22 protein-coding genes are annotated in these 25075 nt (G+C 71.5%); 6 read left to right on the top strand and 16 right to left on the bottom strand.

Features of this window, described 5'->3' with window-relative positions; translation table 11 throughout:
- Positions 1–52 precede the first annotated feature (52 nt).
- Together NCG93_RS12670 and NCG93_RS12675 are read left to right on the top strand one after the other, a co-directional pair.
- The gene (locus NCG93_RS12670; protein WP_252787546.1) at positions 53–1087 is read left to right on the top strand and encodes a LacI family DNA-binding transcriptional regulator; all 1035 of its coding nucleotides are present in this window, start codon (positions 53–55) and stop codon (positions 1085–1087) included.
- A 239-nt stretch (positions 1088–1326) separates the two neighbouring features.
- Positions 1327–2385, top strand: coding sequence for a hypothetical protein (locus NCG93_RS12675; RefSeq protein ID WP_194413694.1), 1059 nt, complete (start codon positions 1327–1329; stop codon positions 2383–2385).
- 23 nt (positions 2386–2408) lie between these two features.
- On the opposite strand, the gene NCG93_RS12680 is transcribed toward NCG93_RS12675, so the two are convergent.
- The 3 genes from NCG93_RS12680 to NCG93_RS12690 form a co-directional block, all read right to left on the bottom strand.
- The gene (locus NCG93_RS12680) at positions 2409–4325 is read right to left on the bottom strand and encodes a bifunctional copper resistance protein CopD/cytochrome c oxidase assembly protein (RefSeq protein ID WP_206687396.1); all 1917 of its coding nucleotides are present in this window, start codon (positions 4323–4325) and stop codon (positions 2409–2411) included.
- A 318-nt stretch (positions 4326–4643) separates the two neighbouring features.
- Positions 4644–4931, bottom strand: a complete 288-nt coding sequence (locus NCG93_RS12685; protein WP_194412288.1) for an HU family DNA-binding protein — start codon at positions 4929–4931, stop codon at positions 4644–4646.
- Between the two features lie 210 nt (positions 4932–5141).
- On the bottom strand, positions 5142–5735 hold the full coding sequence (locus NCG93_RS12690; RefSeq protein WP_194412287.1) for a TetR/AcrR family transcriptional regulator: 594 nt from the start codon (positions 5733–5735) through the stop codon (positions 5142–5144).
- 222 nt (positions 5736–5957) lie between these two features.
- On the opposite strand from NCG93_RS12690, the gene NCG93_RS12695 reads away from it, so the two are divergent.
- Entirely contained in the window at positions 5958–6812 is an 855-nt protein-coding gene (locus NCG93_RS12695; protein ID WP_194412286.1) for an alpha/beta hydrolase, read from the top strand.
- Between the two features lie 142 nt (positions 6813–6954).
- Here NCG93_RS12695 and NCG93_RS12700 read toward each other — a convergent pair whose 3' ends face one another.
- Positions 6955–8085, bottom strand: a complete 1131-nt coding sequence (locus NCG93_RS12700) for an alpha/beta hydrolase (protein ID WP_194412285.1) — start codon at positions 8083–8085, stop codon at positions 6955–6957.
- Positions 8086–8316: 231 nt separating this feature from the next.
- Complete coding sequence (locus NCG93_RS12705; protein ID WP_194412284.1) at positions 8317–8655, bottom strand: hypothetical protein; 339 nt, start codon at positions 8653–8655, stop codon at positions 8317–8319.
- 110 nt (positions 8656–8765) lie between these two features.
- On the opposite strand from NCG93_RS12705, the gene NCG93_RS12710 reads away from it, so the two are divergent.
- Positions 8766–9350: a TetR/AcrR family transcriptional regulator gene (locus NCG93_RS12710; RefSeq protein ID WP_194412283.1), complete on the top strand. Its 585-nt coding sequence runs from the start codon at positions 8766–8768 to the stop codon at positions 9348–9350.
- 97 nt (positions 9351–9447) lie between these two features.
- On the opposite strand, the gene rpsN is transcribed toward NCG93_RS12710, so the two are convergent.
- The 3 genes from rpsN to rpmB are packed head-to-tail and all read right to left on the bottom strand — an operon-like array spanning position 9448 to position 10163.
- Complete coding sequence (gene rpsN / locus NCG93_RS12715) at positions 9448–9753, bottom strand: 30S ribosomal protein S14 (RefSeq protein WP_127820367.1); 306 nt, start codon at positions 9751–9753, stop codon at positions 9448–9450.
- A gap of 3 nt (positions 9754–9756) precedes the next feature.
- Positions 9757–9927 (bottom strand): 50S ribosomal protein L33, encoded by a 171-nt coding sequence (rpmG, locus tag NCG93_RS12720; RefSeq protein ID WP_029145259.1) that lies wholly within the window; start codon positions 9925–9927, stop codon positions 9757–9759.
- Positions 9927–10163, bottom strand: coding sequence for a 50S ribosomal protein L28 (gene rpmB / locus NCG93_RS12725; RefSeq protein ID WP_055832508.1), 237 nt, complete (start codon positions 10161–10163; stop codon positions 9927–9929). The genes rpmG and rpmB overlap by 1 nt, the downstream gene beginning before the upstream one ends.
- 412 nt (positions 10164–10575) lie before the next feature.
- On the opposite strand from rpmB, the gene NCG93_RS12730 reads away from it, so the two are divergent.
- The gene (locus NCG93_RS12730; protein WP_194412282.1) at positions 10576–15921 is read left to right on the top strand and encodes an SCO7613 C-terminal domain-containing membrane protein; all 5346 of its coding nucleotides are present in this window, start codon (positions 10576–10578) and stop codon (positions 15919–15921) included.
- Here the strand turns inward: NCG93_RS12730 and NCG93_RS12735 are convergent.
- Positions 15905–16582 (bottom strand): DNA-3-methyladenine glycosylase, encoded by a 678-nt coding sequence (locus NCG93_RS12735; protein WP_194412281.1) that lies wholly within the window; start codon positions 16580–16582, stop codon positions 15905–15907. The genes NCG93_RS12730 and NCG93_RS12735 overlap by 17 nt on opposite strands.
- A gap of 75 nt (positions 16583–16657) precedes the next feature.
- Here NCG93_RS12735 and NCG93_RS12740 point away from each other — a divergent pair, with 75 nt between their 5' ends.
- A complete protein-coding gene (locus tag NCG93_RS12740) occupies positions 16658–18289 on the top strand; it encodes an MFS transporter (RefSeq protein ID WP_194412280.1) in 1632 nt (543 codons plus the stop codon).
- A gap of 94 nt (positions 18290–18383) precedes the next feature.
- On the opposite strand, the gene NCG93_RS12745 is transcribed toward NCG93_RS12740, so the two are convergent.
- Genes NCG93_RS12745 through NCG93_RS12775 form a run of 7 tightly spaced genes read right to left on the bottom strand, consistent with a single transcriptional unit; the run spans position 18384 to position 25002 of the window.
- Positions 18384–19832 carry a hypothetical protein gene (locus NCG93_RS12745; RefSeq protein ID WP_194412279.1) on the bottom strand — a complete coding sequence of 483 codons (1449 nt, stop codon included), beginning with the start codon at positions 19830–19832 and terminating at the stop codon, positions 18384–18386.
- Entirely contained in the window at positions 19822–20721 is a 900-nt protein-coding gene (locus NCG93_RS12750; protein ID WP_194412278.1) for a TIGR03943 family putative permease subunit, read from the bottom strand. The genes NCG93_RS12745 and NCG93_RS12750 overlap by 11 nt, the downstream gene beginning before the upstream one ends.
- Complete coding sequence (locus NCG93_RS12755) at positions 20714–21781, bottom strand: permease (protein WP_194412277.1); 1068 nt, start codon at positions 21779–21781, stop codon at positions 20714–20716. The genes NCG93_RS12750 and NCG93_RS12755 overlap by 8 nt, the downstream gene beginning before the upstream one ends.
- A complete protein-coding gene (locus NCG93_RS12760; protein WP_194412276.1) occupies positions 21768–22193 on the bottom strand; it encodes a Fur family transcriptional regulator in 426 nt (141 codons plus the stop codon). Before NCG93_RS12760 ends, NCG93_RS12755 begins: the two co-directional genes overlap by 14 nt.
- A 51-nt stretch (positions 22194–22244) precedes the next feature.
- The gene (locus NCG93_RS12765) at positions 22245–23108 is read right to left on the bottom strand and encodes a metal ABC transporter permease (protein WP_194412275.1); all 864 of its coding nucleotides are present in this window, start codon (positions 23106–23108) and stop codon (positions 22245–22247) included.
- A complete protein-coding gene (locus tag NCG93_RS12770) occupies positions 23105–23941 on the bottom strand; it encodes a metal ABC transporter ATP-binding protein (RefSeq protein ID WP_194412274.1) in 837 nt (278 codons plus the stop codon). Before NCG93_RS12770 ends, NCG93_RS12765 begins: the two co-directional genes overlap by 4 nt.
- Positions 23938–25002, bottom strand: coding sequence for a metal ABC transporter solute-binding protein, Zn/Mn family (locus tag NCG93_RS12775; RefSeq protein ID WP_194412273.1), 1065 nt, complete (start codon positions 25000–25002; stop codon positions 23938–23940). Before NCG93_RS12775 ends, NCG93_RS12770 begins: the two co-directional genes overlap by 4 nt.
- Positions 25003–25075: the final 73 nt, after the last annotated feature.

Raw genomic sequence — 25075 nt, forward strand, 5'->3', positions numbered from 1 at the left:
GATCACTGATGGTGCACCAGATCGAAACTTGTTCGAGAGTCCGGGGTCGTTCGTGAGTGGGCCTGTCGCGCATCGCGCCACGCTGGCGGACGTCGCGACGGCCGTCGGGGTCTCCCGGGCGACCGTGTCCAAAGCACTGAACGGCCGCGGTGACATCTCCGACGAGACGCGTGAGCGCGTGCTCGCCGCAGTGGCCGAACTCGGCTACCGGCCGACGACCGGCCTCTCACAGGGTTCACGCCGCCGTTCGATCGCGGTCGTCTTCGACATCCCCGCATCGCCCTACATCGTCGGCGTGCTCCAAGGCGTACTCGCCGCGACGACCGAGTCCGGTGCCGATCTGCTCACGCGCCTGGCACCCGACCGGTCCTCGCGCACCCAGCGGGCGATCGCCCGCGAGTGGATCGCCGAGCAGCAGGCGTCGGGTGTCGTCGGCATCATCGGGCTGACGCTCTCCCGCCCGGACGGACTGCTCGAGGCGGCGAGCAACGCCAACCTGCCGTTCGTGATGGTCGACCCGGTCGACGCGCACCATCGTCAGATGGTGAGCGTGGGGTCGAGCAACTGGGCCGGCGCGCGGACCGGCGCCGAGCACCTGCTCGCCCTCGGACACCGCCGCATCGCGTGGATCGGCGGCCCCGAGACGTCGGATGCCGCGCGCGACCGGCTGTACGGCTATCAGGCCGCGCTCGACGCCTCAGGAGTGGAGATCGATCCGGCGCTGATCCGTGCCGGGCAGTTCGCCATCGCAACGGGAGCAGAGTTCGCGCGCGAGATGCTCACCTCCGCACACCCCCCGACCGCGATCATGACGGGCGATGACGAGATCGCCGTCGGCGTTCTCGCGACCGCGCACGAGCTCGGCGTCTCCGTGCCGGAGGAACTCAGCGTGATGGGCTTCGACGACACTCCGCAGGCCGCGTGGACGACGCCCCCGCTCACCACTGTCCACCAGCATCTCGAGGGCATGGGCGCCATGGCTGTGCAAACGATCCTCGTCATGGCGGATGGACACCAGCCCTCGTCGCCGCACGTCGAACTCGCGACCTCGCTCAAGGTGCGGGACAGCACGGCGCCCGCCCCCTGACGGGCCCGCCCGGCGAACGCCGGGCAGCGATCGTGGGCCTGACCTGGGCGAACGGTCACCCCCGGCTCAAGAGACGGGGAGTCCACAATGTTGCGGTCCACAGCGGCCTCCCGGCGAGTCTTTCCTAGACTGGCCGGGTGGACCAGGGGGCGTCGGACACGGCATCCGGTCGCGCAAGCGCGCCTCCGGCCGCCTCGGCGACCCCGGCGCCCGGGCCGGATGCCGCCGAGGGACCGCTCATTCAGCCGCCACGCAAGCCGCGCGGCGGCCGGCGCCTCGCCCTCGACCTCTCGCTTCTCGGCCTCGTCGGCGTCCTGCTGATCGGCGCGGTGTTCGCCGCGTGGGGAGTGATCGAGCGCCAGTTCTACAGCCCTGCCGCCTTCGTCGAGCGCTACGTCGATCTGCTGGCCGAGGGGCGCGCGGCCGACGCGCTGACCGTGCCGGGCGTGGACGTGACCTCGGCCGAGCTCGACGCCGCCAACCTGCCGTCCACGGCATCCGAAGCCCTGCTGCGCAGCGCCGCGCTCGCCCCGATCAGCGACGTGGAGGTCGTGTCCCAGGAGCAGGACGGCGACATCACCCGCGTGACCATCGAGTACCGCGCCGGCGGCTACGAGGGTCGCACGACGTTCGCCGTGGAGCGCGACGGCTCGATCGGCCTCGCCCCGACCTGGCGCTTCGCGAAGAGCCCGCTCGCCGTCATGAACCTCGGCGTCAGCGGATCGATGGCGTTCGATGTGAACGGCTTCGAGATCGACAAGCGTCAGGTATCACCGGACGGAGCGGATGCCGACCCCGCCGCACCGGTCTCGCTGCTGGTCTTCTCGCCGGGGCTGTACTCCGTGTCGGTCGACACGGCGATCGCGAGCACACCGGGTGTGGCCGTGCTGTCGGACAGCCCGTTTCGTGCGATCCCCGTGAACGTGCAGGCGCAGCCCACAGAGAAGTTCCTGAGCGTCGTGCAGGAGAAGGTCCAGGAGTTCCTCACGGCGTGCGCGACCCAGGAGGTGCTGCAGCCGACGGCATGCCCGTTCGGCTTCTTCGTTCAGGACCGCATCGCCTCGCTGCCGAAGTGGTCGATCGTGCAGCAGCCGACCGTCGCCGTCGAACCCGACGGTGCCCAGTGGTCGATCCTCGCCGCCGACGCCGTCGCACACATCGACGTCGACATCCGTTCGATCTTCGATGGCCGGGTACGGCCGCTCAGCGAGGACGTGCCGTTCATCGTCAAGGGCACGATCACCGTCCAGCCGGACGGCACCGCGTCGATCGTCGTGACGGGCCCCGACACCAACTGATCCCTGGCCCGCAGCTACGGCCGTCAGCCGCCGGCGCGGGCGTCCCGTTCGGCGAGCGCAGCCAGGCGGGCGTTGTACTCCTCCAGCTCGGCGTCGCCGGTGCGGTCGGCGTGGCGGTCGCGGCGCTTCGTCTCACGGTCGTCGCTGCGGCTCCATTGGATCGCGACCGTGATGGCGAGGATGAGCGTCGGGATCTCGCCGATCGACCAGGCGATGCCGCCGCCGGTGTACTGGTCCTCGATCGGGGTGGCACCCCACGTGCGCCCCATCGAGCCGAACCACTCGGCGATCATGAGGCCCTCCTGCATCATGATCGCGATGCCGAAGAACGCGTGCATCGCCATGACGCCGATCAGCAGCAGCAGCCGACCGGGGTACGGCAGTCGGTAGGGCACCGGGTCGATGCCGATGAGGCTCATCACGAAGAGGTAGCCCGTGATGAGGAAGTGCGTGATCATCCACTCGTGTCCGAGGTGGTCGTACAGCGACCAGCGGAAGAGCTCGGTGTAGTAGAACACCCAGAGCGAGCCCACGAACAGACCGGCGGCGACGAACGGGTTCGTCAGCACGCGGGCGACCGGCGAATGCACCGCCCAGAGGATCCACTCGCGGCCGCCGCGCGTTCCATCGTCGCGCTTGCGGATCGCACGCGCCGCGAGCGTGATCGGCGCGCCCGGCACCAGCAGCAGCGGGATCGCCATGGTCAGCAGCATGTGCCCGACCATGTGCATGCTGAACAGGTAGTCCTGGTAGACGTTGATGACGCCCCCGGTGACCCACACCAGCAGCAGCCAGCCCGCGACCCACATGATCGTGCGGTACAGCGGCCACGTGTCGCCGCGGCGGCGCAGGCGCCACACCCCCACGAGGTAGAAGAAGATCGCGAACCCCGCGATCACCGCCCAGAGGAGGTCGATGTTCCACGAGGTGATCCAGCGGTCGAGGGTCAGCTCGGGCGGAAGCGGGGCGTCGGTCAGGCGCTGGGCAGGGGTCGGCGTCTCGGGGATCAGCGCCTCTACCGGCGGGGGCGTGCGGGCGAGCGCCGCAGCGGCACCGCTCGCGACGCCCATCAGCACGAGCTCGAAGCCGATGAGGGTCCAGAACGAGCGGGCGGCCCGGTCGGTGTCGCGCATGCGGCCGATCAGCCGCGTGCGGTACCAGGCGCCGAACAGCCCGAGCGCGATCAGCGCGAGCACCTTCACACCGAGGATCAGCCCGTAGGGGGACAGCAGCGCCGACCAGTCGCGCAGACCGATCGCGGCGCGCACCGTTCCCGACACGGCGACCACCGCGAAGGCGGCGAGCGCGATGCTCGAGTAGCGCGCGACGGTCGCGGAGCTGTCGTCGCGCGATTGCAGCGGCCGCACGATCACCACGAGCAGCAGCCCGCCGAGCCACACCGCCGCCGCGATGATGTGCAGGATCAGCGCCGTCATCGCCTCGTGGTGGAACGCCTCTTCACCGGAGTGGCCCTGCGTGCCCATCGGAACGAGGGATGCCGTGGCCAGGAGCGCCACGAAGAACGTCGCGGTCCACGACCTCACGGCGAAGGTCAGAACGGTCAGGGCGGCACCGGCGAGGGTGGTGATGAGCCAGGTGCGGCCGACCTCGGTCTCGACGATGTAGCGACCCAGTTGGGCCCCGAATTCAGGACCCATGCTGATGACGGGGTTGAACGCATCGATGAACGTCAGGAAGCCGGTCGCGGCGGCCGCCATCGTGAACACGGCCGCCGAGATCGACGCGGTGTCGAGAGCGATGTCGAAGGCGCGGTCTCCCGCCCGCAGCGTGAACAGCGCAGTGACGAGTGCTCCGACCATCCCGGCGGCGGAGAGGTTGACGACGAGCTTCGCCGTCGGGAGGCCCCATCGGACGAACGGCCCGGGATCGGCTATCGCCAGAGGCGCCGCGCCGCCGCCGAACGCCAGCGCCCACACCATCACCGCGAACGCGGCGACCACGAGGAGTGCCGGCCCGGCCGCCCGCAGTACACGCGGATCACCCACGAGCCCGGCAGCTCCACGCGGCGCGTCGACGCCGGGCGAAGAAGGGGTGGGGATCACGCCACAAGCCTACGTTGCGCGGCGTCTCGGGCGTTTCGTCCCGCGGCTCGGTCGCTGAGCGAGGAGCGCCAGCGACGAGACGAAGCGTCCTCGCTCGCTCAACGACCGAAGGCCGCATGCCCGCAGCGCCCGCAGACAGCAGGAGAGGGGATGCCGCGGGTCGCGGCATCCCCTCTCCGGAGGTCTGCGTCGGGATTACTTGACGGCAGCCTTGAGCTTCGAGCCCGCGGTGACCTTCACGCGCTTGCCCGCGGGGATCTTGATCTCCTCGCCCGTCTGCGGGTTGCGGCCGGTGCGAGCCGAGGTGGCAACCTGCTCGAACGCGATCCAGCCCGGGATGGCGACCTTGCTGCCGGCTGCGACCGCCTCGGAGACGGTGGAGAAGAGGGAGTCGAGCACGCCCGAGACAGCCGACTGGCTCTGGCCGGTCGCGCTCGCGATGCTCGCGACGAGTTCGGTCTTGGTGATGGTCTTGTCGGCCATGTGGTATGTCCTCCAAAGACGACGGATGCCGCCTTGTCATTGCTGGGACCGGACGGCTTCGCCCCCCGGCTGGTCGGTTCGACCGGGACCGAATGTACCCGACATGGCACCGCGATCCGCGTATTTTCGCGGATTTCCCGGGTTTTGGGGCGCGTGTCGTGTGATTGGTGTGACCTATGGGGCTGATGTGACGCGATCGTCAGCCCACGCTCAGCTTCGGTGACTTGCGATGAACTCACGCGCCGTGCGCGCGAAGGCGGGGCCGACGCGGTCCTGGCCGTCGAGATAGCCGCCGACGAGGGCGGCATCCCGAAGCAGCACGAGGGAGGCCGCGACAGCCTCGGGATCCCTCAGCCTCGCGCCCTCGGCGAGCTGCCGGAGCGTCGCCCGGAACCACTCGCGATGCTCGGCGATGAGATCGCGCACCGGTCCTTCGTCGGGGTACTCGGCCGCCGCATTGATGAACGGGCACCCGCGCGTGTGCCGCTCCCGGATGTCCTGCTCGATGCCGGCCACGACGAGATCGAGCAGCACATCGGGGTCGTCCGACACGGCCGCCGCCTGAGCGAAGAGGGCGCGCAGCCCTTGGTCCTCGCCCTCGAGGTAGGCGAGTACGAGACCCTCCTTGCCGGCGAACTGCTTGTACATGGTGGCACGGGTCACGCCCGCCTCTTCGATGATGCGATCGACGCCGACGGAGTGGATGCCCTCGTTGTAGAAGAGATCGGTCGCCGCCTGCAGAAGTCGCTCGCGGGCGGGCGACGGACGATGTGCCGCGGTCCGCGCGGCGACGGTGGTGCTCATGGATTCCCCTCCAGTCCTCCATCGTGCCATCGTTTCCGCCCGCTGACCGGGCGTGGAGGCGACGGCCCGACCCGGGCTCCGGACTTTTCCGAGATTTTCTAGGAATAGTCTTGCATAGATAGAACGTTCGGTCTACTGTCGGTGACATCAGCAGGATCGCAGCAGGATCCGCACCTGAGACCACACAGAACCCACCGCACCACCGCACACAAGGAGCTCGAAATGGCCGCCACGACCAAGACCCCGATCGTCCTCATCCACGGACTCTGGATGACCCCCAAGAGCTGGGACACGTGGGCCGAGCGCTTCCGCGCCGCGGGCCACCAGGTCATCGTCCCCGGCTGGCCTGGAATCGACGACCGTACGGTCGCCGACATCCGCAGCAATCCCGCGGCGCTGAAGGGGATCGGCCTGAAGCAGATCGCCGACAACTACGAACGGATCATCCGCGACCTTCCCGAGAAGCCGATCATCATGGGCCACTCCTTCGGGGGAGTGATCACCCAGATGCTCGCCGACCGCGGCCTCGGTGTCGCCTATGTCGGTGTCGCCCCCGGGCAGACCGCCGGCGTCACGGCCCTCCCTCTCTCGACGCTGTGGACCGGCACCCCGATCCTCTCGAATCCGTTCGACAAGAACGGCGCCAAGCCGCTCTCGAAGCGCCACTTCCACTTCACCTTCGGCAACGACCTTCCCCGCGCAGCGTCCGACGAGCTGTGGGAGGAGTTCGCGGTCAACTCGTACAACCGGGTGTTCTTCGAGGGCGTGCTCTCGGTGGCGAACGAGAAGGGCGGCGTCACGCACGTCGACTACGGCCGCACCGACCGCGCCCCGCTCCTCGTCATCACGGGCGAGATCGACCACGTCGTGCCGCCGGCGATCGGCGAGGCGATCGTGAAGAAGTACAAGGCGTCGGGCAGTCCCGCCATCGTCGACTACAAGACCTACCCGGGTCGCACCCACCGCCTGGTGAGCCAGGACGGCTGGGAGGAGATCGCCGACTACGCGCTCGAGTGGGCCACGACGCACCAGGTCCGCGACACCGAGCAGACTCCCGAGACGGAGGCGGCGCAGTAGGCGGATGCCGCGCCCCGCTGCCGGGGAACCACTCCGCCGCTGAGCCCCCACGCCGGGTGGTGGCTCAGCGGTCGAGTGGTGCCTCGTCCCGTGTCCGAGGTGGGAGGCCCGGGTCTCGTGAGAGCCCCGGGCCTCGATCGCGTCAGGCGTGCAGGCGGCGCAGGGCGGCGACCACGTCGTCGTGCCAGCGTCGCGCGGCCGGGAGCGCGCTCGAGAAGATCGGGGTGTCGTGCGTCACGCCCTGGTACCGGACGACGCTGGCGTCCACGCCGGCCCTGCGCAGGGCCGCTCCGTATGCGTCGCCGTCACCGCGCAGCGGGTCGTACTCCGCCGTGAGGATCACCGCCGGCGGCAGGCCCTCGTGCGAGTCGGCGAGAAGGGGCGACGCATAGGGCTCGCGCCCCTGGCGGGGATCGGCGAGGTAGGTGCGGGCCACCGAGCGAAGCTCTCGCAGGGCGATGAACCGCGGGATGCCGAGGGCGCGGGTGGCCCGCAGGTCGAGGTGCCCGCCGGTGAGGTCGACGACCGGCACCTCGAGCACCTGCAGCCGGAGGGGGCGCCCGCCGCGGTCGCGATTGACCAGCGTCACCGCGGCGGCGAGATTCGCGCCCGCCGACGTGCCCGCCACGCCGATGCGGCGGGCGTCGATCCCGAGCTCGCCGGCGGACTCGAACAGCCACTCGAGCGCCGCATGCGCCTGCTCGATCGCCACCGGATACGGGTGCTCGGGCGCGAGGGCGTAGTCGACCGCGGCGATCGCGACGCCGGCGTCGTGCACGCGACGGCGGTTCGCGGCATCCGTCGTGGGATACCCGATGCCGCCGATGCGGAAGGCGCCGCCGAAGAACGACAGCACGCCCGGCACGCCCTGCGCCGGAGGGTCGTCGGGGTCCGGGTGGTAGACGCGCACGCGCACGTCGGGGTGGCCGGGCACTTCGACGACGTGCTCGGTGGTGCGGATCCGGGGTCCGGCGAGACCGACCTTGTGCAGCTCGCGACGGTCCCACGCGAGGGCGGCCTGGCGATGCCGTGCACGCGCGCGGGCGTGGGGTCCGAGAGCCGGCTTCGATTCAGTGGATGCCGGGGCGACGGCGTCCTGCGGCGGCGCAGCGGAGGCGGGCGTGGCGCCGCCTCCCATGCCGGTCATGGCCGCCGGCCCTTTGGCGAAGGGCCACAGCGCGCTCAGGCGTGAGCGCACGGAGCCCAGCGCCTGATCGAAGAGGTACTTGCGATGCACCCGCAGTCGCTCTTCGAAGAACGGATCGAGATCCACCGGCCCTCCCCTGTCGACGGTTCAGAGCTTAGAGCGGCGCCGCGCCGCGCGCGCCGGGCTTGACGCCGGCCGATCGTGTGCCCTCGCGCCTCCGGCGTGGCGCGTTCCCGCGGTCGAGACAGGGGATTCCCGGCGAGACAGGGGGCGACGTCCCCGGTCTCGGCGGAAGTCCCCTGTCTCGCCGATGACGGGGCGCTCGGCGAGCGCTAGCAATGGGAGCAGGTCCCGGCTTCAGCCGACGACGGCGTCGATGGCGCGCGCCAGATCCGCGCGCGCACTCGCGTTGCACGACACGTCGGCGTGGTTCGCCAGCAGGGCTTCGGCGACCTGGGCGGGGTCGGTGCCGACCACCCTACGGAGGGGGATGCCGCCCCCTGCAGCCTGGGCGAACAGGACCACAAGATCATCGAGCACGCCCGCCGCCGCACTGGCAGGAACTTCAGGAACACGGCGATCCAGATAGGCGGCGAAGGCATGGAAGGCGAGACGGAACTCGATGGGTATTCCCGCGACGGCTGGGTGCAGACGCCGTCCGTCGGCGCCGGCGATCGACGGAATCTGCGTGGTCATCAAGGCTCTCCTCTGCTGGCGATTTTCGGCGACACGCTACGTGTCGTGCACTGAAGCTAGCAGGCCTGTCCGCCCACGGCAACACGCTACGTGTCGTGTAGCCTGGGGCGATGGCCAGCGCTCCGGACCCGAATCGCCGTAGCGAGCGAGCACGCGTCGCGGTCCTGGAAGCGGCCATTGCGCTGTGCCGAGAGGTCGGGTTCGGCCAGCTGACGATCGAAGGGATCGCGGAACGCGCCGGCGTCAGCAAGAAGACCATCTACCGCTGGTGGCCCTCGAAGGGGGCCGTACTGCTGGACGCGGTCTCGGAGCTCGTCGATCGCATCGCGCGACATGGTGACACGGGCGACCTCGCCGCCGACATGTGCGCGCAGTTGAACACCGTGGTCGCGATGATGAATCCCCAGGAGATGTCGCCGGTCGCGGCGCTTGCGTCCGAGAGCCAACGTGACCCGGCTCTTGCCGCCGTCATCCGCGAACGGGTGATCCTGCCCAGCATTGCCGGATTCGAAGACCGCATGCGCTCTGCCCAGCGCGCCGGCCAGATCCCCGTCGACGCCGACCTGCATGTCGCCCTCGACCTGTTCTACGGCCCCATTTATCACCGGCTCGTGTATCGCCTGCCGCTGCACACCGAGGAGGAGATCCGCACACGCGTCGATCACGTCATCGCCGGACTCCGCGCGATGGGCTGAGCCAGAGATCTGGAAACGCGGAAGGCCCGGAGTTCCGAGGAACTCCGGGCCTTCTCTGCGGTCTCAGCGACGCGCGGTCACTGAGCCTGTCGAAGTGTTACCAGCTCGACTTGGTCACGCCGGGCAGCTCGCCACGGTGCGCCATGTCACGGAAGCGGACACGCGAGATGCCGAACTTCGTGAGGACACCGCGCGGGCGACCGTCGATGACGTCGCGCGAACGCACGCGCACGGGCGAGGCGTTACGGGGCAGCTTCTGCAGGCCTACGCGAGCGGCTTCGCGCTCCTCGTCGGTGGACGTCGGCGAGACGAGCGCCTTCTTCAGCTCGGCGCGCTTGGCGGCGTAGCGGTCGACGACCACCTTGCGCTGCTCGTTGCGCGCGATCTTGCTCTTCTTAGCCATGGATCAACGCTCCTCTCGGAATTCGACGTGCTTGCGGACGACCGGGTCGTACTTCTTCAGCACGATGCGGTCGGGGTTGTTGCGGCGGTTCTTGCGCGTGACGTAGGTGTAACCCGTGCCCGCGGTCGAACGCAGCTTGATGATCGGACGGACGTCCTGTGCCTTCTTGGCCATCAGAGCTTCACACCCTTCGCCTGGAGGTCACGGACGACCGACTCGATGCCGCGAGCGTCGATGACCTTGATGCCCTTGGCCGACACGTTGAGCTTGATGTTGCGACCCAGCGACGGAACGAAGTAGGTCTTCTTCTGCACGTTCGGGTCGAAGCGGCGCTTCGTCCGGCGGTGCGAGTGCGAGATGTTGTGACCGAAGCCGGGAACTGCTCCAGTCACCTGGCACACTGCTGCCATAGTGATGTCTCCTTAGTACCGTGGAGCCGGACGGCCCCACCCAAGATCCCTTGTCTGCACCCTTCGACAAGCTCAGGGACCGGAATGAACCGGCCTGGCAAGGAGGGAGGGTGCGAACTGCGTGCTGGAGTGCGCGCAGACAAAGAGCAAGTCTAGCACGCACGGAGTCTCGGCCCCGACGGGCGCCGGCTCCAGCCCCGACGAGCACCGTCTCCACGGCACGACACCGCGTGCGGCGCCCGGATCCGCGGCGCTGATCGACGTATTCCGTTGCCGGAATCCATCCTGACAGGTCGTCCAACGATAGCCTTCTGCACGACGGCGGCCCCTGCGGTTGTCTACAAACTCTCCCGCTCGTGATTCCCGCAGGTGGAGCATGTTCGTCATTCCAGCGCGGGAGAGGACGACACCGATGACCGAGCCGCTTGGCGACACCCGGTTGTGGCCGGTCTCGCCGTTCGATCTCGCCGACGCGCACCGGTGCCCGTCGTGCTTCGCCGCCATCTCGGCGGCCACGTGTCCGGTGTGCGGCTTCGAGCTGACCGATCCTCGTGCCGCCGGTGTGCTGGAGCTCGGCCGCCAGATCGTCTCGGTCGAGCTCGCGCGCCAGCAGCTGATGGACGAGATCCGCCTCACCTCGGCGTCGAGCGTGTCGCTCACAGCGGTGCACCCCGCGATGACGGATGCCGCGATCCCGCAGCTCGTCGCGACCGGCGCCGTCGTCGACCCGGCCGCGACCCCTGCGGCGGTCGCATCGTCGACCGCCGCCGACCCGGCCGCGGCGAGCGAGCTCGTCGCCCAGCCGGCGGGAGACCACACCACGGCTCTGCCGGCTGATCCGGAAACGGATGCCGCCTGGTGGAGCTCCCCGACCGCGGCCCCGCCGTCTGATCCGCTCCGTACATCAGCCCGCGACGCCGGCACGGCGCCGGTCGCACCGGAGCCCATGCCGGCATGGACCCCCGCCGGCGCGGATCCCGCCGCACCGCAGGGGGTGACGGCATCCGCTCCTCGTCGGCGCCTGACCGTGCCGGTGCTGCTCCTGATCGTGGGCGTCTCGCTCGTGGGCGTCGCGGCAGTGTTCTTCCTGCTGCTGGCGTGGTTCGTGGCGGGCATCGAGATGCGGGCGCTCATCATCGGGGGCATCACGCTCGCGACGGTGGTCCTCGCCTCGTGGCTGCGGCGGCGCGACCTGGGGGCGACGGCCGAGGCGATCGGCGTGCTGGGCGTCGGCCTGCTCGCGCTGGATGCCTGGGCGGTGCGGGCCAACGACTTGTGGGGGGCGGGCTCGACGGATGCCGCGGTCTACGCGGGGGTCGCGGCGCTCGCCGTCGCCGTCGTGTGCCGGCTGTGGGCGAGGATCTCCGGGCTGCGCGGTCCCGATCTCGCCGCATCGCTGGCGCTTCCCGCCGGTGTCGCCTTCCTCGTGGGCGGCCTGGTCGATCTCCCGGTCGGCGAGGCCATGACCGCGGGATTCCTCGGCGCCGCCGTCGGCGGCCTCGCGCACGCGTTGCCTGCGCCGTGGTCGGCGGCGAGGCCGGGTGCGGCCGGGACGCCCGAGCGTCTCATCCTGGCCCTGGCCGGGATCGGCTCACTCATCGGCGCCGCGGTGACCGCCGCGGTGGCGACGGGCGACGCGGCTCCCGTGGTCGTGTGGTCGAGCGTGCTGGTCGCGGTGCTGGGGGCCGCCCACGCGTGGGCCGCGCGTCTGCGCGCCGGCGTCGAACCCCTTCCCGGGGCCGTCGTGATCGCCGGCGTCGCCTCGAGCGCCGCGGCCGCGGTTGCGGGCATCGCGGGCTGGCAGCTCGCCCTGCGGCTCGAGGAGCCCCTCTACACGCTGCTCATCGGACCGGTCCTGCCCGTGGTCATCGCGGTCGCACTGGACGTCGCCCGCGCGCGCCGGGCGTCGGGCAGGCTGCTTCCCGCGGCCCTCACCGCAGCGGTCATCGCCGGGGGATCGATCGCGGGCGTTCTCGTCGCCTGGCTGATGCAGGCCCGGTCGGCGGTGGCCGCGGGATGGACGCTGTGGCACACGGACGCCTTCACCCTCCCGGCCTCGGCGCCCGAAGCTCCCGCGATGTCCGCTGCGGCGGCCGTCGCGATGGCCGGACTCCTGTTCGCCGCGCCCACGCTGCGGCGGCTGGTGCTGAGCGACGTCCGCGCCGTGGTCGTCGCCGTGCTCCTGCTCGCGGCGGCCGCGCGGACGGCCGTCCCGGTGGTACTCGTCGGCGCCGCCCTGCTCGTCGCCGTCGCGAGCCTCGTTGGCGCCGCCCGCGCGTCGACGCACGGCGCTCGGGACGCGCGGGATCCCGCCGCGGCGGACCGTGCCGGCGGATCCAGCGCGGAGGACACCCCGCAGACCGAAGCCACCGCCCGTCGGGCGCCCGAGCTCCGGGCGGTCTCGCTCGAGGGCTGGAGCATCGCGGGCACGATCGCCGTGATCACCGCATTCGCCGCCGGCACGGCAACCCCCTGGCTCTGGCTCGTCGGGGTGGCCCTCGCCGCCGGCTACCCGGTCGTCCTGCGCGCCGTCCGGCGGGCCGACGGCCCGCTCGCCGTCGTGCTCGCCCTGGCACCCGTCGGGGTCGGCGTGGTGGCCGCGATCATCGCGCCCGCCGCCCTCGGCGCGGCGACGGGTCTCTCCGGCTCCGGGCCCGCCGTCGCGCTCGTGCTGTTGCAGTGGGTCGCGCTGGCGACGCTTGCGGCGGCCGCCTTCCTGCGCATCGACGGGGCGAGCCGCGTCGGCCTCGCCGTCGCGGGCTACGCGCTCACGACGCTGACGCTGGTGTGGACGCTGGTCGCCGCGGCTGACGACGTGGCGACGGATGCCGCCACCACCGCCCTCGTCGCCGCCGTCGGCGAACCGGTGCTGGGCCTGGTGCGAGGGCTCGCGCTCCTCGCGCTGCTGGTGCTCGTCTCCATCAGTCGCACACTGCTGCGCGGACACGCGGCAGCAGCCGCCGCCCTGCTCGTCGCCCCGGCGATCGCGTCGCTCGCACATACGGCGCTCGACATGGCCGGTGCGAGCGACGAGTCCTGGGCGACGCTCGTGCTGGCTGCCGGCCCGGTGCTCGTCACCCTCGCCACCGCCGCGCTCGCGATGCTCGCCTCCCCGACAGCCCCAGCCTCTCCGGCCTCCCCGACGGCCACGGCCTCCTCCGCAGCCCCGGCCCCCTCGGCCCCCTCGGCCGCCTCCGGCGCTGCGGCCGCCCCGACAGCCCCGGCCTCCCCAGCGACCCCGGCCTTCGCGGCAGCTGCACCGCCCACCGCGGACCCCGCGACGCCGACCCCCATTCCGGGCCCCGCAGCGCCGACCCTCACCCCGCTCCGCGCGCGCACCGCCGCCGATCTCGGCGCGCTGCTGACGGGACTGTGCATCGTCTGGGGCATCGCCCCCGATCTCGTCTGGGCGCTGCTCGCACTGGTCGCGGTCGCGTGCGGCGCGGCATCCGTCACCCGAGGCTGGGCCGCACCCGCCGCGATCGACCCGGCCGACGACCGATTCGCCACGCGACGCTCCGGCGTCCCGGTCGGCGCGGCGCTGCGACGCCTCCTGGTCTGGCCGGCGGCCGTGGCGGCGTGCGCGGCGTGGTGGTCGTTCCTCGGCGCCGGCACTCCCGACGCCGGTTTCACCCTGGAGTCGTACGCGATCCCGGTGACCGCCGCGATGGCGGGCTTCGCCGTCGTCCTGGCACGGCTGCGACGTCGCGCCGAGGCGAGCGTGGCCATCGGCGCCGCGCTGACGGTGGGGCTCGTCTGGCCCGCAGCGACGACCTGGGGCGCGGCGGGCATGTTCGGGCTGACGTCCGCGGCGGACGAGCCGCTGTTCAGCACCGTCGTGGCGCTCGTCGCCGCAGGGATGTGCCTGCTGCTCGCGGCACCGCCGCTGCGCGGCATCCGTCCACCCGCGGTCGTCGGCTCGGCGGTCGCCCTCCTCGCCGTCGGGCTCGTCACGGTCCATCTCGCGATCGCGTGGACACCGGGCGCCTGGCCGTGGCAGACGGCGTGGCTCGCGCTTCTCGTCGCCGTCGCGTACGGAGCAGGCGTCGGCTTCGCAGGGGCCCGGCCGGAGCGGATGTCGTCACACGGGTATGCGGTCGGCCTGCCGCCGATCGCGCTCGGTGTGGCCTCGTTCATGGTGCTCGGCGCCGTCGGACACGGCGCCGTCGTGGCCATCGCACTCGCGGTGCTGCTCGCTGCGCACCTCGCCTCCGCCGGGATCGGCCGAGTGCCGTTCGCCCGTGCGACCCGATGGACCGCGCTGACCGGCGCCCTCGCCGTGGCAGCGGTGTCGGTGCTCGCCGGCGGCACCCGTGAGATCGAGTTCGCCACGCTGCCGGTCGCCGCTGCCTGCGGGCTCGGAGCCGTGCTGGCGGTGCGGCGGCGCCGCCGCGCCGGGTCAGACTGGTCGGCGGGCGAGCAGTACGTGTGGTGCGCGGCGCTGGTGCTCGCCACCGTGCCCAGCCTGCTGGTATCGGCCGAGCCCGCCCGGGTCTGGCTGCTCATCGGCATCGCGCTGATCGCCGCGGTCGCGATCTCGCTGACCCCGATTCCCGACGCATGGCGCGTGCGCGTTCCCTCGGCGCTGATCCTCGCCGGCGCGGCGCTCGCGATGGGCGTGCGCGTGCTCGTCGACCCCTGGTTCGAGCTCGGCGACGCGGCCGCGGCCACGGCCGCCGCGGGTGCCGTCGTGGTGGCGGTGAGCCTCACCGCTACCGCCGTGACCTTCGCCGAGGCGCGCGTCGCCGCGGGACTCGCCGCGGTCGCCGCCGTCCTGCTGGCCGCGACCACCCTGCTGCGTGGGGGCGACGACGCGGCCGCGACCGCGGTGACCGTGGCCATCGCCGGCGCGGCAGCCGTGGCGGGGGCGTCCGCCCTCGGGCTGCGGCGGTGGGCGACCCTGGGCGCGGTGTTGGCCGTGGGCGGGCTCGTCGTCGTGGCCACCGGCTGCGGCGTCCGGTTCGCCGCCGTCGCGGGCGATCGGGGGTTCGAAGCGGATCTGTGGGTGACCGCGGCAGCCGGGATCGCCGTGGCGGTCGCCGTGGCCGCGATGCGCGCCACGACCTCGAGGCGCGTGGACATCACCGTCGGCACCGGGCTCGCCGTCGCCGCAGTACTCGTGGCAGCGGCAGAGCTGATCCTGCTCGGGACGGGCACGGGCCTGGACGAGGTGCGAACGGCGACCACCATGACGGTCCTGACGGCGGCGACGTATGTCGGCTCCGTGTGGCGCGACCGCCTGGGAGCCGCGCCCGCCATCATCGCGGCTCTGGCCGCCGCCGTCTTCGGCGTGCTGGCGTTCTTCGCCTTCGGCGTCGACCCGGTGGAGCTCGTGACCGTGCCGGCGGCCCTCGGCGGCATCGCCTACGGGGCTCGCACGCTGCGGCGCCGGCCCCAGTCGCGGACCTGGCCCGCGCTCGGTCCGTGGCTCGCGCTGCTGCTGCTGCCGTCGCTGCTCTACGACTTCTTCGACGACGCCGAGCTGTGGCGCATCGTCGCCCTGGGCGTCGTCGCGGTCGGACTCGTGGTCGTCGGCGCGGTCTTCGCGCTGCAGGCGCCCCTCGTGCTGGGCTCGGCCGTGGTGCTCGTGCACGGCGTCGCGCAGCTGTGGCCGTGGATATCGACGTCGTACATCGACGTGCCGTGGTGGCTGTGGCTCGGGATCGGCGGCGCCGTGCTGATCTTAATCGCTGCGCGCTACGAGCGCCGGGTGCAGCAGCTGCGTAAGGCCATCACGGCCGTCACATCGCTTCGCTGACCTCGCGTGCGCCGCGCCCCCACCGGAACGGCGAGACGGTGGGGTCACCCGGAATCCAGTACCGCCAGGGGAACGCCGCGGTGCCGGCGACCCCGGCCACGCCCACGCGCGGGCCTGACGCCACCTCGGCGAGCGGTTCCGCGAGCAGCTCGAGGCGAGCGACCGCGCCGTGATGCGGCGCTCCGGTGATCGCGTCGATGCCGTCGTGCACGGGATGCCGCAGCCCCACGGCATCCCCGAACCGCCCGGGTCCGCGCGCCAGGTCGCGCGGCGTGCGGGCCGCCGGACGGCGGCGGGCCGCGGCATCCGTCCCCTCCAGCACCTCACCCGCCCGCAGCAGCACACCGCCGGCCACACCTTCCGGACCGCACACGACGTTGACGCACGAGTGGATGCCGTGGCTGAGGTAGACGTACAGATGCCCCGGTTCGCCCCACATGGTGGCGTTGCGCGGCGTCGGACCCATCCGCGCGTGCGAGCCGGGGTCGGGCACGGTGCCGGTACCGCGGCCGTGGTACGCCTCGACCTCGGTGAGCCGCACGACCACCGTCTCACCCTCGACCACGGTCGTGAGCCGGGCGCCGAGCAGGCTCGGCGCGACGTCGGCGGGAAGGCCCTGCAAGTCGGCGCGGGTCGCCGCTCGCCACAGGTCCCGCACCATGCCGCCGAGTCTACGTCCGCGGGTCCGAGCCCCCGGCGATCTCGCCGGAGTCGCCGGGGGCGCTACTGTTCGCGCATGGGGAACTGGTTCGCACTCATCCTGTTGAGCGTCGCGCAGTTCATCATGGTGCTCGACAGCACGGTGATGAACGTCTCGATCTCGACCGTCGCCGCCGACCTCGGCACCGACATCTCCGGCATGCAGGCGGCCATCACCTTCTACGCGCTCACGATGGCCGCGTTCATGCTCACCGGCGGCAAGCTCGGCGACCGCTGGGGGCGCAGCCTCGCGTTCCGGATCGGCTCCGTCATCTACGGCATCGGCTCACTGACGACCGCGCTGAGCCCCAACCTCACCGTCCTGATGATCGGCTGGTCGCTCGTCGAGGGCCTCGGTGCGGTGCTCGTGATCCCCGCCATCGCGGCGCTCGCGGCGATCAACTACGAGGGCCGCGCGCGCGTCGTCGCATTCGCGGTGCTCGGAGCCGTGACGGGCGGCGCCGCGGCGGCCGGTCCCCTCATCGGCGGGCTCGTGACCACGTACTCCTCGTGGCGCTACGTCTTCGTCGCCGAGGCGGTCGTGATGACGCTCGTGCTGATCGTGTCGGGGCGCATCAAGGACATGCCCGGCGACCGCACGCTGCGCATCGACCTGCTGAGCGTCGTGCTGTCGGCCCTGGGTCTCTCGCTCCTCGTGTACGGCATCCTGCAGAGCAAGACGTGGGGCTGGTTCGAGCCGCTCAATCCGCCCGAGATCAACGGGGAGCCGTTCGCACCGCTCGGCATCTCGCCCGTCGCCTACATGATCCTGCTGTCGATCGTCGTGCTGTGGCTGTTCGTGAAACGCCAGCAGGAGCTCGAGCGCACCGGCAGAGTGGCGCTCCTCAAGGTCAGCCTGCTCCGCATCCCGGCGCTGCGCAGCGGTCTCACGATGTTCATGGCGCAGTACTTCGCGATCGCCGCGCTGTTCTTCGTCATCCCCGTATACCTGCAGACGATCCTCGGCTTCGACGCTCTGCAGACGGGCCTCAAGATCCTGCCGCTGTCGCTCGGGCTCATCCTCTTCTCGGTGCTGGGTTCGCGGCTGTCGACCGTCCGTTCCGCCCGGAACCTCGGCCGCATCGGACAGCTCACGCTCGGCGTCGGCGTGCTGTTGGTGTTCGTCGCCGTGCAGCCGGAGCTCGCGGACTGGCTGTTCGCGACCGGCATGTTCGTGGTCGGTGCCGGCTTCGGTCTGCTCGCCTCGCAGCTCGGCAACGTCAACATGTCGGCGGTGGAGCAGTCCGACACCTCCGAGGTCGGCGGGCTGCAGGGCACGTTCCAGAACCTGGGCTCGTCCTTCGGCACCGCGATCGTCGGCTCGGTGTTCATCCTGCTGCTCACCTCGGGCTTCACCGCCGCCGTGCAGCAGAGCACGACGCTTCCCGACGACGTGCGCGAGCAGGTCGTGGCCAGCGCCTCGAAGGGCGCGCCCATCATCTCCGAGCAGCAGGCCGAGGATCTCTTGACGGATGCCGGAGCCGACCCCGACGCCGCGACCGAGGTCGCGCGGCTCTACGCCGACACCCAGGTCGAGTCGCTCCGCCAGTCGCTGTTCTTCGTGTTCGCGCTGACGGTGCTCGCGCTCCTGCTGTCGACCGGGCTGCCGTCGAAGATCCCCGTGCCGGCCGCGCCGAAAGAGGCCGCGTCCGGCCCGCCCGGTCCCTGAGCTCCGGGACACCCGGTCCCCGGCCACCCGTGCCTGAGCCCCGGCCGCCTGGTCCCTCAGCCTCGGCCCACCGGTCCCTGAGCTTGTCGAAGGGTCAGCGGGGCGGCACCTGGCACCACGAGATCGCGCTGCCGTTGAGGGCGATGACGGGCTCCCCATCGGCGATCTGGAGGATGCGCGTCTCGGGCCGTGTCGGAAGCGGCAGCTGGTAGGTGTCATACCGATTGGAGACGGCGTTCGGCGCCACCAGCAGGGCGACGTAGCGCGCGCTGGGCGACACGCAGACCTGGATCACGGCATCCGTCTCGCCGACCTCGGTGAGCATGGTCGTCGCACCGTCCGCGCCCACCCGCGCCACCGAGGTGCGCCCGGTCGGCATGCCGTCGCCGTCGAGCACGGCCGCCGTCCGGATCGTCGAGCCGTCGGGCAGCGGGGTCACCGAGCTCGTGCCGCCGAGGTCGACGTCGGGCGTCACGAGCTGCTGCTCGCTCGCGTCGGTGAGGTCGATGACCGAGGCCTGTTCCACCCGGTCGACGACGGCCTCGCTCGAGCCGCGCGCGATGCCCTCGATGGTCATCGCCGCACCGAGCGCGGTCGGAGCGCCGGCCGCGGCATCCGACCCCGTCAGCAGCAGCGAGCCGTCGAACGACAGCAGCAGGATGCTGTCGGTGTCGGGCACGAAGCGCCACTCCGCCACGCGGGGATCGGCGCCCTCGATCTCGATCGCGACGGGATCGGCGTCGGGATCTGCGAGCGACGCCGTGAACAGACGGCTCTCGCGGCCGGAATCGGCGTCGAGATGGGCGTCCGAGAAGAGGTAGCCGATGCGCTCGCCCCGGTCCGCTGTCTGCAGGTTCGACACGTAGCCGTCGCTGCCCTCTTCGACAGGCAGCGGCAGGTCATGGGCGTGCGTGCCGTCGAGGTCGGTGACGATGAGGCCCGCCTTGCCCTCGTCGCTGCCGTCGTCGTCGGTACGCACCGACACCACGAGATGCTGGCCGGTCGCGCGGAAGTCCTCGATGTGCGGGTGCCGGAACACTGGCACCGCGTTCTGCCCGCTCAGGTCGGTGCGATAGATCAGGTCGCCGTCGTTCGTGCCGCGCTGCAGCAGGTACACCTCTGCCGGTGGCGTGCGGAAGCTCTCGGTGATCGTGGCCGTCGGCCCGCCCCCGAGCGACGCGACCCCCTCGATGGTCACGGTGTACTCGGTGTCGTCCCAGAGCGGCAGGGTGAACCGCACGCCGACGCTCCGCCCCGACGTGTCGACGGCGAACGGCGTCTCGGGCGTGATCGTGACCTGCGACGCGTCGACCTCGGCGAGCGACTGCGTGGTGGTGACGATGAGACGGGATCCGGATGCCGCGGCCGCCGCCGCCGGATCAACCGACGTCTCGGTGACCCGAGGTCCCTGTGCGACGCTCGCCGCCGCGCCGGCGAGGCCCAGCACCGCCAGCAGGCCCACGACGACGCCGAACGTCACCACGAAGGCGCGGCCCCGACGACGCCGCGAGTGCCCGCGCCGTGAGGAGGCGTCAGTACTCATACGGGTCCTCGGGCTCCGGGATCTCCTCCACGGCGCTGGCGTCGACCACGAGGCGCCCATCCGACGACGAGCGCACCGTGCCGGTGATCGTGACCCACTGCCCGGTGTCGGGCGGGGGCGCGGCGCCCACGATCGGCAGGCTCGCGGGCTGCGCGTCGATGACGCAGTGCGTGATGACCAGCCGCGTCAGGTCGAAGGCGTCGTCGCCGCCGGCCGCGTCCGCTGGGGTGACGAAGCCGGTGAGCTCGATCGTGTCGCCGTCGAATGCGTCGGGGTTCGTCGCCGTCGCGAACACGGTGGCCCAGTCGCCGACGCCGAACGACGCGGTGTCGCCGGTCGAGGCGAGCTGGATGGCGTCGGCGCCGCCGAAGAGCGGGGTCGCCCCCACGTCGCGCGACATGGCGAGTTCGGCCGACAGCGACGCTGGCGGCAGCACGAGCGTCAGCACGACCACCCCGGACGCCGCCACGCCGCCCAGTACGGTCGCCGCGACACCGAGGGGATGCCGCTCGGGATGGTGCTCGAGCTCGTCACCGCGCCCGGCATCGCCGCTGGGGAGCACCAACTCCTCAGAATCGCCGCCTGTTCGCCCGTTCTGGGCCGATCGCCGCGACGGCGGACCAACGGTGAGGAGTTGGTGCTCGTCACCGGCCGCGGAGGCGGAACCGTGGTCGTGGCCGTGGTCGGCCTCGGCACCCAGCGGCAGCGCGAACGACGCCACGGCGCCGACGAGCACGAGCACGGCCATCGACACGGCGAACCACGTGGAGTCGGGGTTGATGTACAGCCCGAGCCGATCGGTGAGCGCGAGCGAGAGGGTGACCACGGCGAGCGCGGCGGCGAGCCCGACTCCGAGCCACCGCGTGCCGACGAATCCGGCGTTACGCAAGGAGGTTCACCGCCGTTCCGATCGCGAACGCCGACAGCAGCACCACGACCACGATGCCGCCGAGGGTGCGCCACGTGAAGGTGGTGCGCATGAGGGCCAGCATCTTCACGTCGACGAGCGGCCCGACCAGCAGGAACGCGACGATCGACCCGGGGGTGAAGGTCGACGCGAACGACAGCGCGAAGAACGCGTCGACGTTCGAGCAGATCGAGACCACCATCGCGAGGGCCATCATCGCGACGATCGACAGGGCGGGGTTCGAGCCGATCGCGAGGAGCGCGTCGCGCGGGATGAGCACCTGCACAGCCCCGGCGAGCGCCGAGCCGATGATGAGGGCCGGCATGACGGCGCGCAGCTCGATCACGAACTGCGCCAGGGTGCGGCGCCACTTGCCTCCGGGCTCGTGGATCACGAGCTCGCACGTCTCGCGGAAGCGGTCGGTGAGGAGCGCGTCAGGAGACGGATGCCGCGAGTACAGCCATCCGATCAGGTTCGCGATCGCGTACCCGCCCAGGATGCGCGCGACGAGGATGCCGTCACTGAACCCGAACGCCTGATGGGTCGTCAGGATCACGATGGGATTCACGATCGGCGCCGCGATCAGGAACGTCAGCGTCTCGGGCACCGAGAAGCCGCGCATGAGCAGGCCGCGCGCGAACGGCACGTTGCCGCACTCGCACACCGGCACGATCATGCCCAGGAGCGACAGCACCGCGCGACGAGGCCACGCGCGCCGCGGCATCCATCGCTCGATGACGCCCGGGGGCACCCACACCTGCACGACGATCGACAGCACCACGCCGAGCGCCACGAAAGGCAGCGACTCGATGAGGACGCTGATCGCGAGGGTCAGCCCATCCTGTGCACGGGTCGGGAGGGATGCCGGGAAGAGCGTGGGCGCGAGCCAGTCGATGAGGAAGAGACCTGCGACGAGCGCGAGGCCCACGCCGAGCCACAGCGCGGCGCGTGCCTGCCCGGACGGCCCGGGCGCGGCTGCCGTCGTCGTCGCGTGATCGTGCGCTGCCGAGCGCGCCCGTGTGGTGGGGTCAGTGCGCGTCACGCTCGGCGTCGCGCTGGTCGTCGGCGGCCGCGGCGCACGATCCGCAGAGCCCGAAGATATCGACGACGTGCTCGGCGTCGCGGAAGCCGTGGCGTTCGGCGGTGCGCTTCGCCCACTGCTCGACGTCGGTCGCCTCGATCTCGACGGTCAGTCCGCAGGAGCGGCAGATCAGGTGGTGGTGGTGGCCGGTGCTGGTGCACGCCCGGTAGAGCGCCTCGCCCTCGGGGCTCTGCAGCGAATCGGCGTTGCCCTGCGCCGCGAGCCCGGCGAGGGTGCGGTACACGGTGGCCAGCCCGATGCCGGTGTTCTCGTCACGGAGCGTGGCGTGCAGCGACTGGGCGCTCACGAAGCCACGGGCGTCCGAGAGCGCTTCGCGCACGCGTTCGCGCTGCCAGGTGTTGCGCTGGACCATGGCGGCGAGTCTACCGACGGGTCCTGGACGTGGGCCGGGCGCCTGCCGCGGTCACGCGGCCGCCCTCGTCACGCGGTCGCGGCGCGCGCCGATCACCCGGCACACGACGTAGATCGCGAACGAGATGGTCGTGATGTACGGGCTCACCGGGAGCGTCCCCATGATCGCGAGGAGGATGCCGCCCACCGCCGACACGAAGCCGAACAGCGCCGACAGCAGCGGCACCGACAGCGGTCCCGACGCGATCCGCATCGCCGCGGCGGCCGGGGTCACGAGAAGGGCCATCACGAGCAGCGCGCCGATGATGTGCACGGCGACGGCCACGATGAGCCCGAGCAGCAGCATGAAGGCGAGCGACACCGCCGTGGTCGGCACGCCTCGGGCCGCCGCCGACTGCGGGTCGAGCGAGTCGAACCGCAGCGGACGCCAGATGAGCAGCACGCCCAGCAGCACGACGGCCCCGATGCCGATCAGCCAGCCGAGCTGCCCCGTCTGCACCGATACGATCTGGCCGGTGAGCAGGCTGAACCGGTTGGCACTGCGCCCGTCGTAGAGCGAGAGGAACAGGATGCCGAGACCCAGCCCGAACGGCATCAGCACGCCGATGATCGAGTTGCGGTCGCGGGCCTTCGCGCCGAGGACGCCGATGATCGCGGCCGCGATGAGCGACCCGACGATCGACCCGGTCACGACGTCCCAGCCGATGAGGAGGGCCGCGGCGGCGCCGGCGAACGAGAGCTCGCTGATGCCGTGGACGGCGAACGCCATGTCGCGCTGCATGACGAAGACGCCGACGAGCCCGCCGACGAGCCCCAGGACGGCGCCCGCCCACACCGAGTTCGACACCAGCGCGAGGATCTCGCCGTAGTACGGCAGGCCGCCGAACATCGCGTCCGCGATGTCACCCCAGTTCACGCGACTCCCTCACCCTCGTGGTGGTGATGGGATGCCTCGGCGTCGGGGGCGCCGACCACCACGAGCCGGTCGCCCGCCCGCAGCACGAAGACGTGCGCACCATAGAGCGCGGTGAGCACGTCGGAGCGCAGCACCTCCTGCGGCGTCCCCAGCGTGAAGCGGCCGTTCGCGATGTAGAGGATGCGGTCGACCTTGCCCAGGAGCGGGTTGATGTCGTGCGTCACGAGCAGGACGGCAGCATCCTTCTCGCGGCGATGCCGGTCGATGAGGCCGATGACGGCCTGCTGGTTGGCGAGGTCGAGGCTGGTGAGCGGCTCGTCGCACAGCAGCAGCCGCGGGTCGTCGGCGAGCGCCTGGCCGGCGCGCAGACGCTGCTGCTCGCCGCCTGACAGCTGCCCGACCGGCCGGTCGGCGAACTCCCGCGCCCCGACGGCGTCGATGAGGGCGTCGACGCGGGCACGATCGCCGCGGCGCGGGATCGGCAGCCCGAAGCGGTGGCCGTCGACGCCGAGGGTCACGAGGTCGCGGCCGCGCAGCGAGGTGTCGCGGGGCAGCGGCCGTGCCTGCGGGATGTAGCCGATGCGGCGGCTGCCGTGCCCCTCCACCGGTGCGCCCTCGACGCTGATCTCGCCGCGGGACAGCGGCTCGAGCCCGAGGATCGCCCGCAGCAGCGTCGTCTTGCCCGACCCGCTGGGTCCGAGCACGGCGACGAGCTCACCGGCATGGACGTCGAGGTCGAGGCCTGCCCACAGCTCCCGGTCGCCGCGCTGCAGTGCGGCATCCCGGATGCTCAGCACCACGCGCCGTTCGGCGCCGGCGGACGCGGGTGTCACGCCTGCAGCGCTGTGTTCAGCGCCTCGATGTTGGCCTGCATCCACGAGATGTAAGTCTCCCCCTCGGGAAGCGTTTCCGAAAACGCGATCACCGGGATGCCGAGACCATCGGCCTCGTCGACGATCTCCTGCGTCTCTGCTCCGCCGGTCTGGGTGTTCGTGATGACCACGCTGACGGCGCCGCCCCGCACGAGCGCCAGGGATTCGAGGAGCGTCGCAGGCGCGACATCCTGCCCCTCTTCGACCGCTTCGCTGAACGCTTCGGGCGTCGCGTTCTCGAGTCCGGCGGCGTCGGTGAGGTACACCGGCACGGGCTCGGTGACGAAGACCTTCTCGCCGCCGTGGGCGGCGCCGATGTCGCCGAGCGCGGCTTCGAGCTTCTCGACCTCGGCGCCGAACGCCTCGGCGTTGGCGATGAACGTGTCGGCGTCGTCGGGGCTCAGCCGACCCAGCTCGTCCGCGATGGCCGAGGCGACGTGCGCGATGGTGTGCGGGTCGTACCAGACGTGCTCATTGAAGCCCTCGACGTGATCGTGGCCATGGTCGTGGCTCTCGGACTCGTCGGCGTGGTCGTCGGCGCCGTCGGTGGCGGTGTCGTCGGTCGCGGCATCCGTCGCAGCGGCATCGGTCTCAGCGGTGTCGGTCTCGTCCGCCGCGGGCGGGTCGGCGTGGCCGGGGTTGCCGGGCCAGTCGTGCGAGTACTCGACGGCGGTGATGACGGGGGCGTCCGTGCCGCTGGACTCGATGAGCGCGTCGACGAACGCGTCGTAGCCGCCGCCGTTCTCGATGACGAGATCGGCCTTCGACACGACGAGCTGGTCGCGGGCACTGGGCTCGAAGGAGTGCGGGTCCTGCGACTCGTTCGTCACGGTCGAGGTCACGTCGACCAGGTCGCCGCCGACCTCCGCCGCGATCTGCCCGTAGACGTTGGTCGAGGCGACGACCGACAGGCGGCCGTCGGCAGTGTCGTCGCCCGCCGCGGTGCCCGTGCATCCGGCAAGGACGAGGGCGGATGCCGCCGTCAGGCCGAGCAGAGGCAGGGATCGTCGCAGCGAGGTCATGTCCGCAACTCTAACGCTAATGAGAATCGTTCTCAAACCGACGTCATCCCATCGCATTCAACGGCGTTGTGGG

It is taken from the genome of Microbacterium yannicii, assembly GCF_024055635.1.
In the GTDB taxonomy this organism is placed as follows: domain Bacteria; phylum Actinomycetota; class Actinomycetes; order Actinomycetales; family Microbacteriaceae; genus Microbacterium; species Microbacterium yannicii.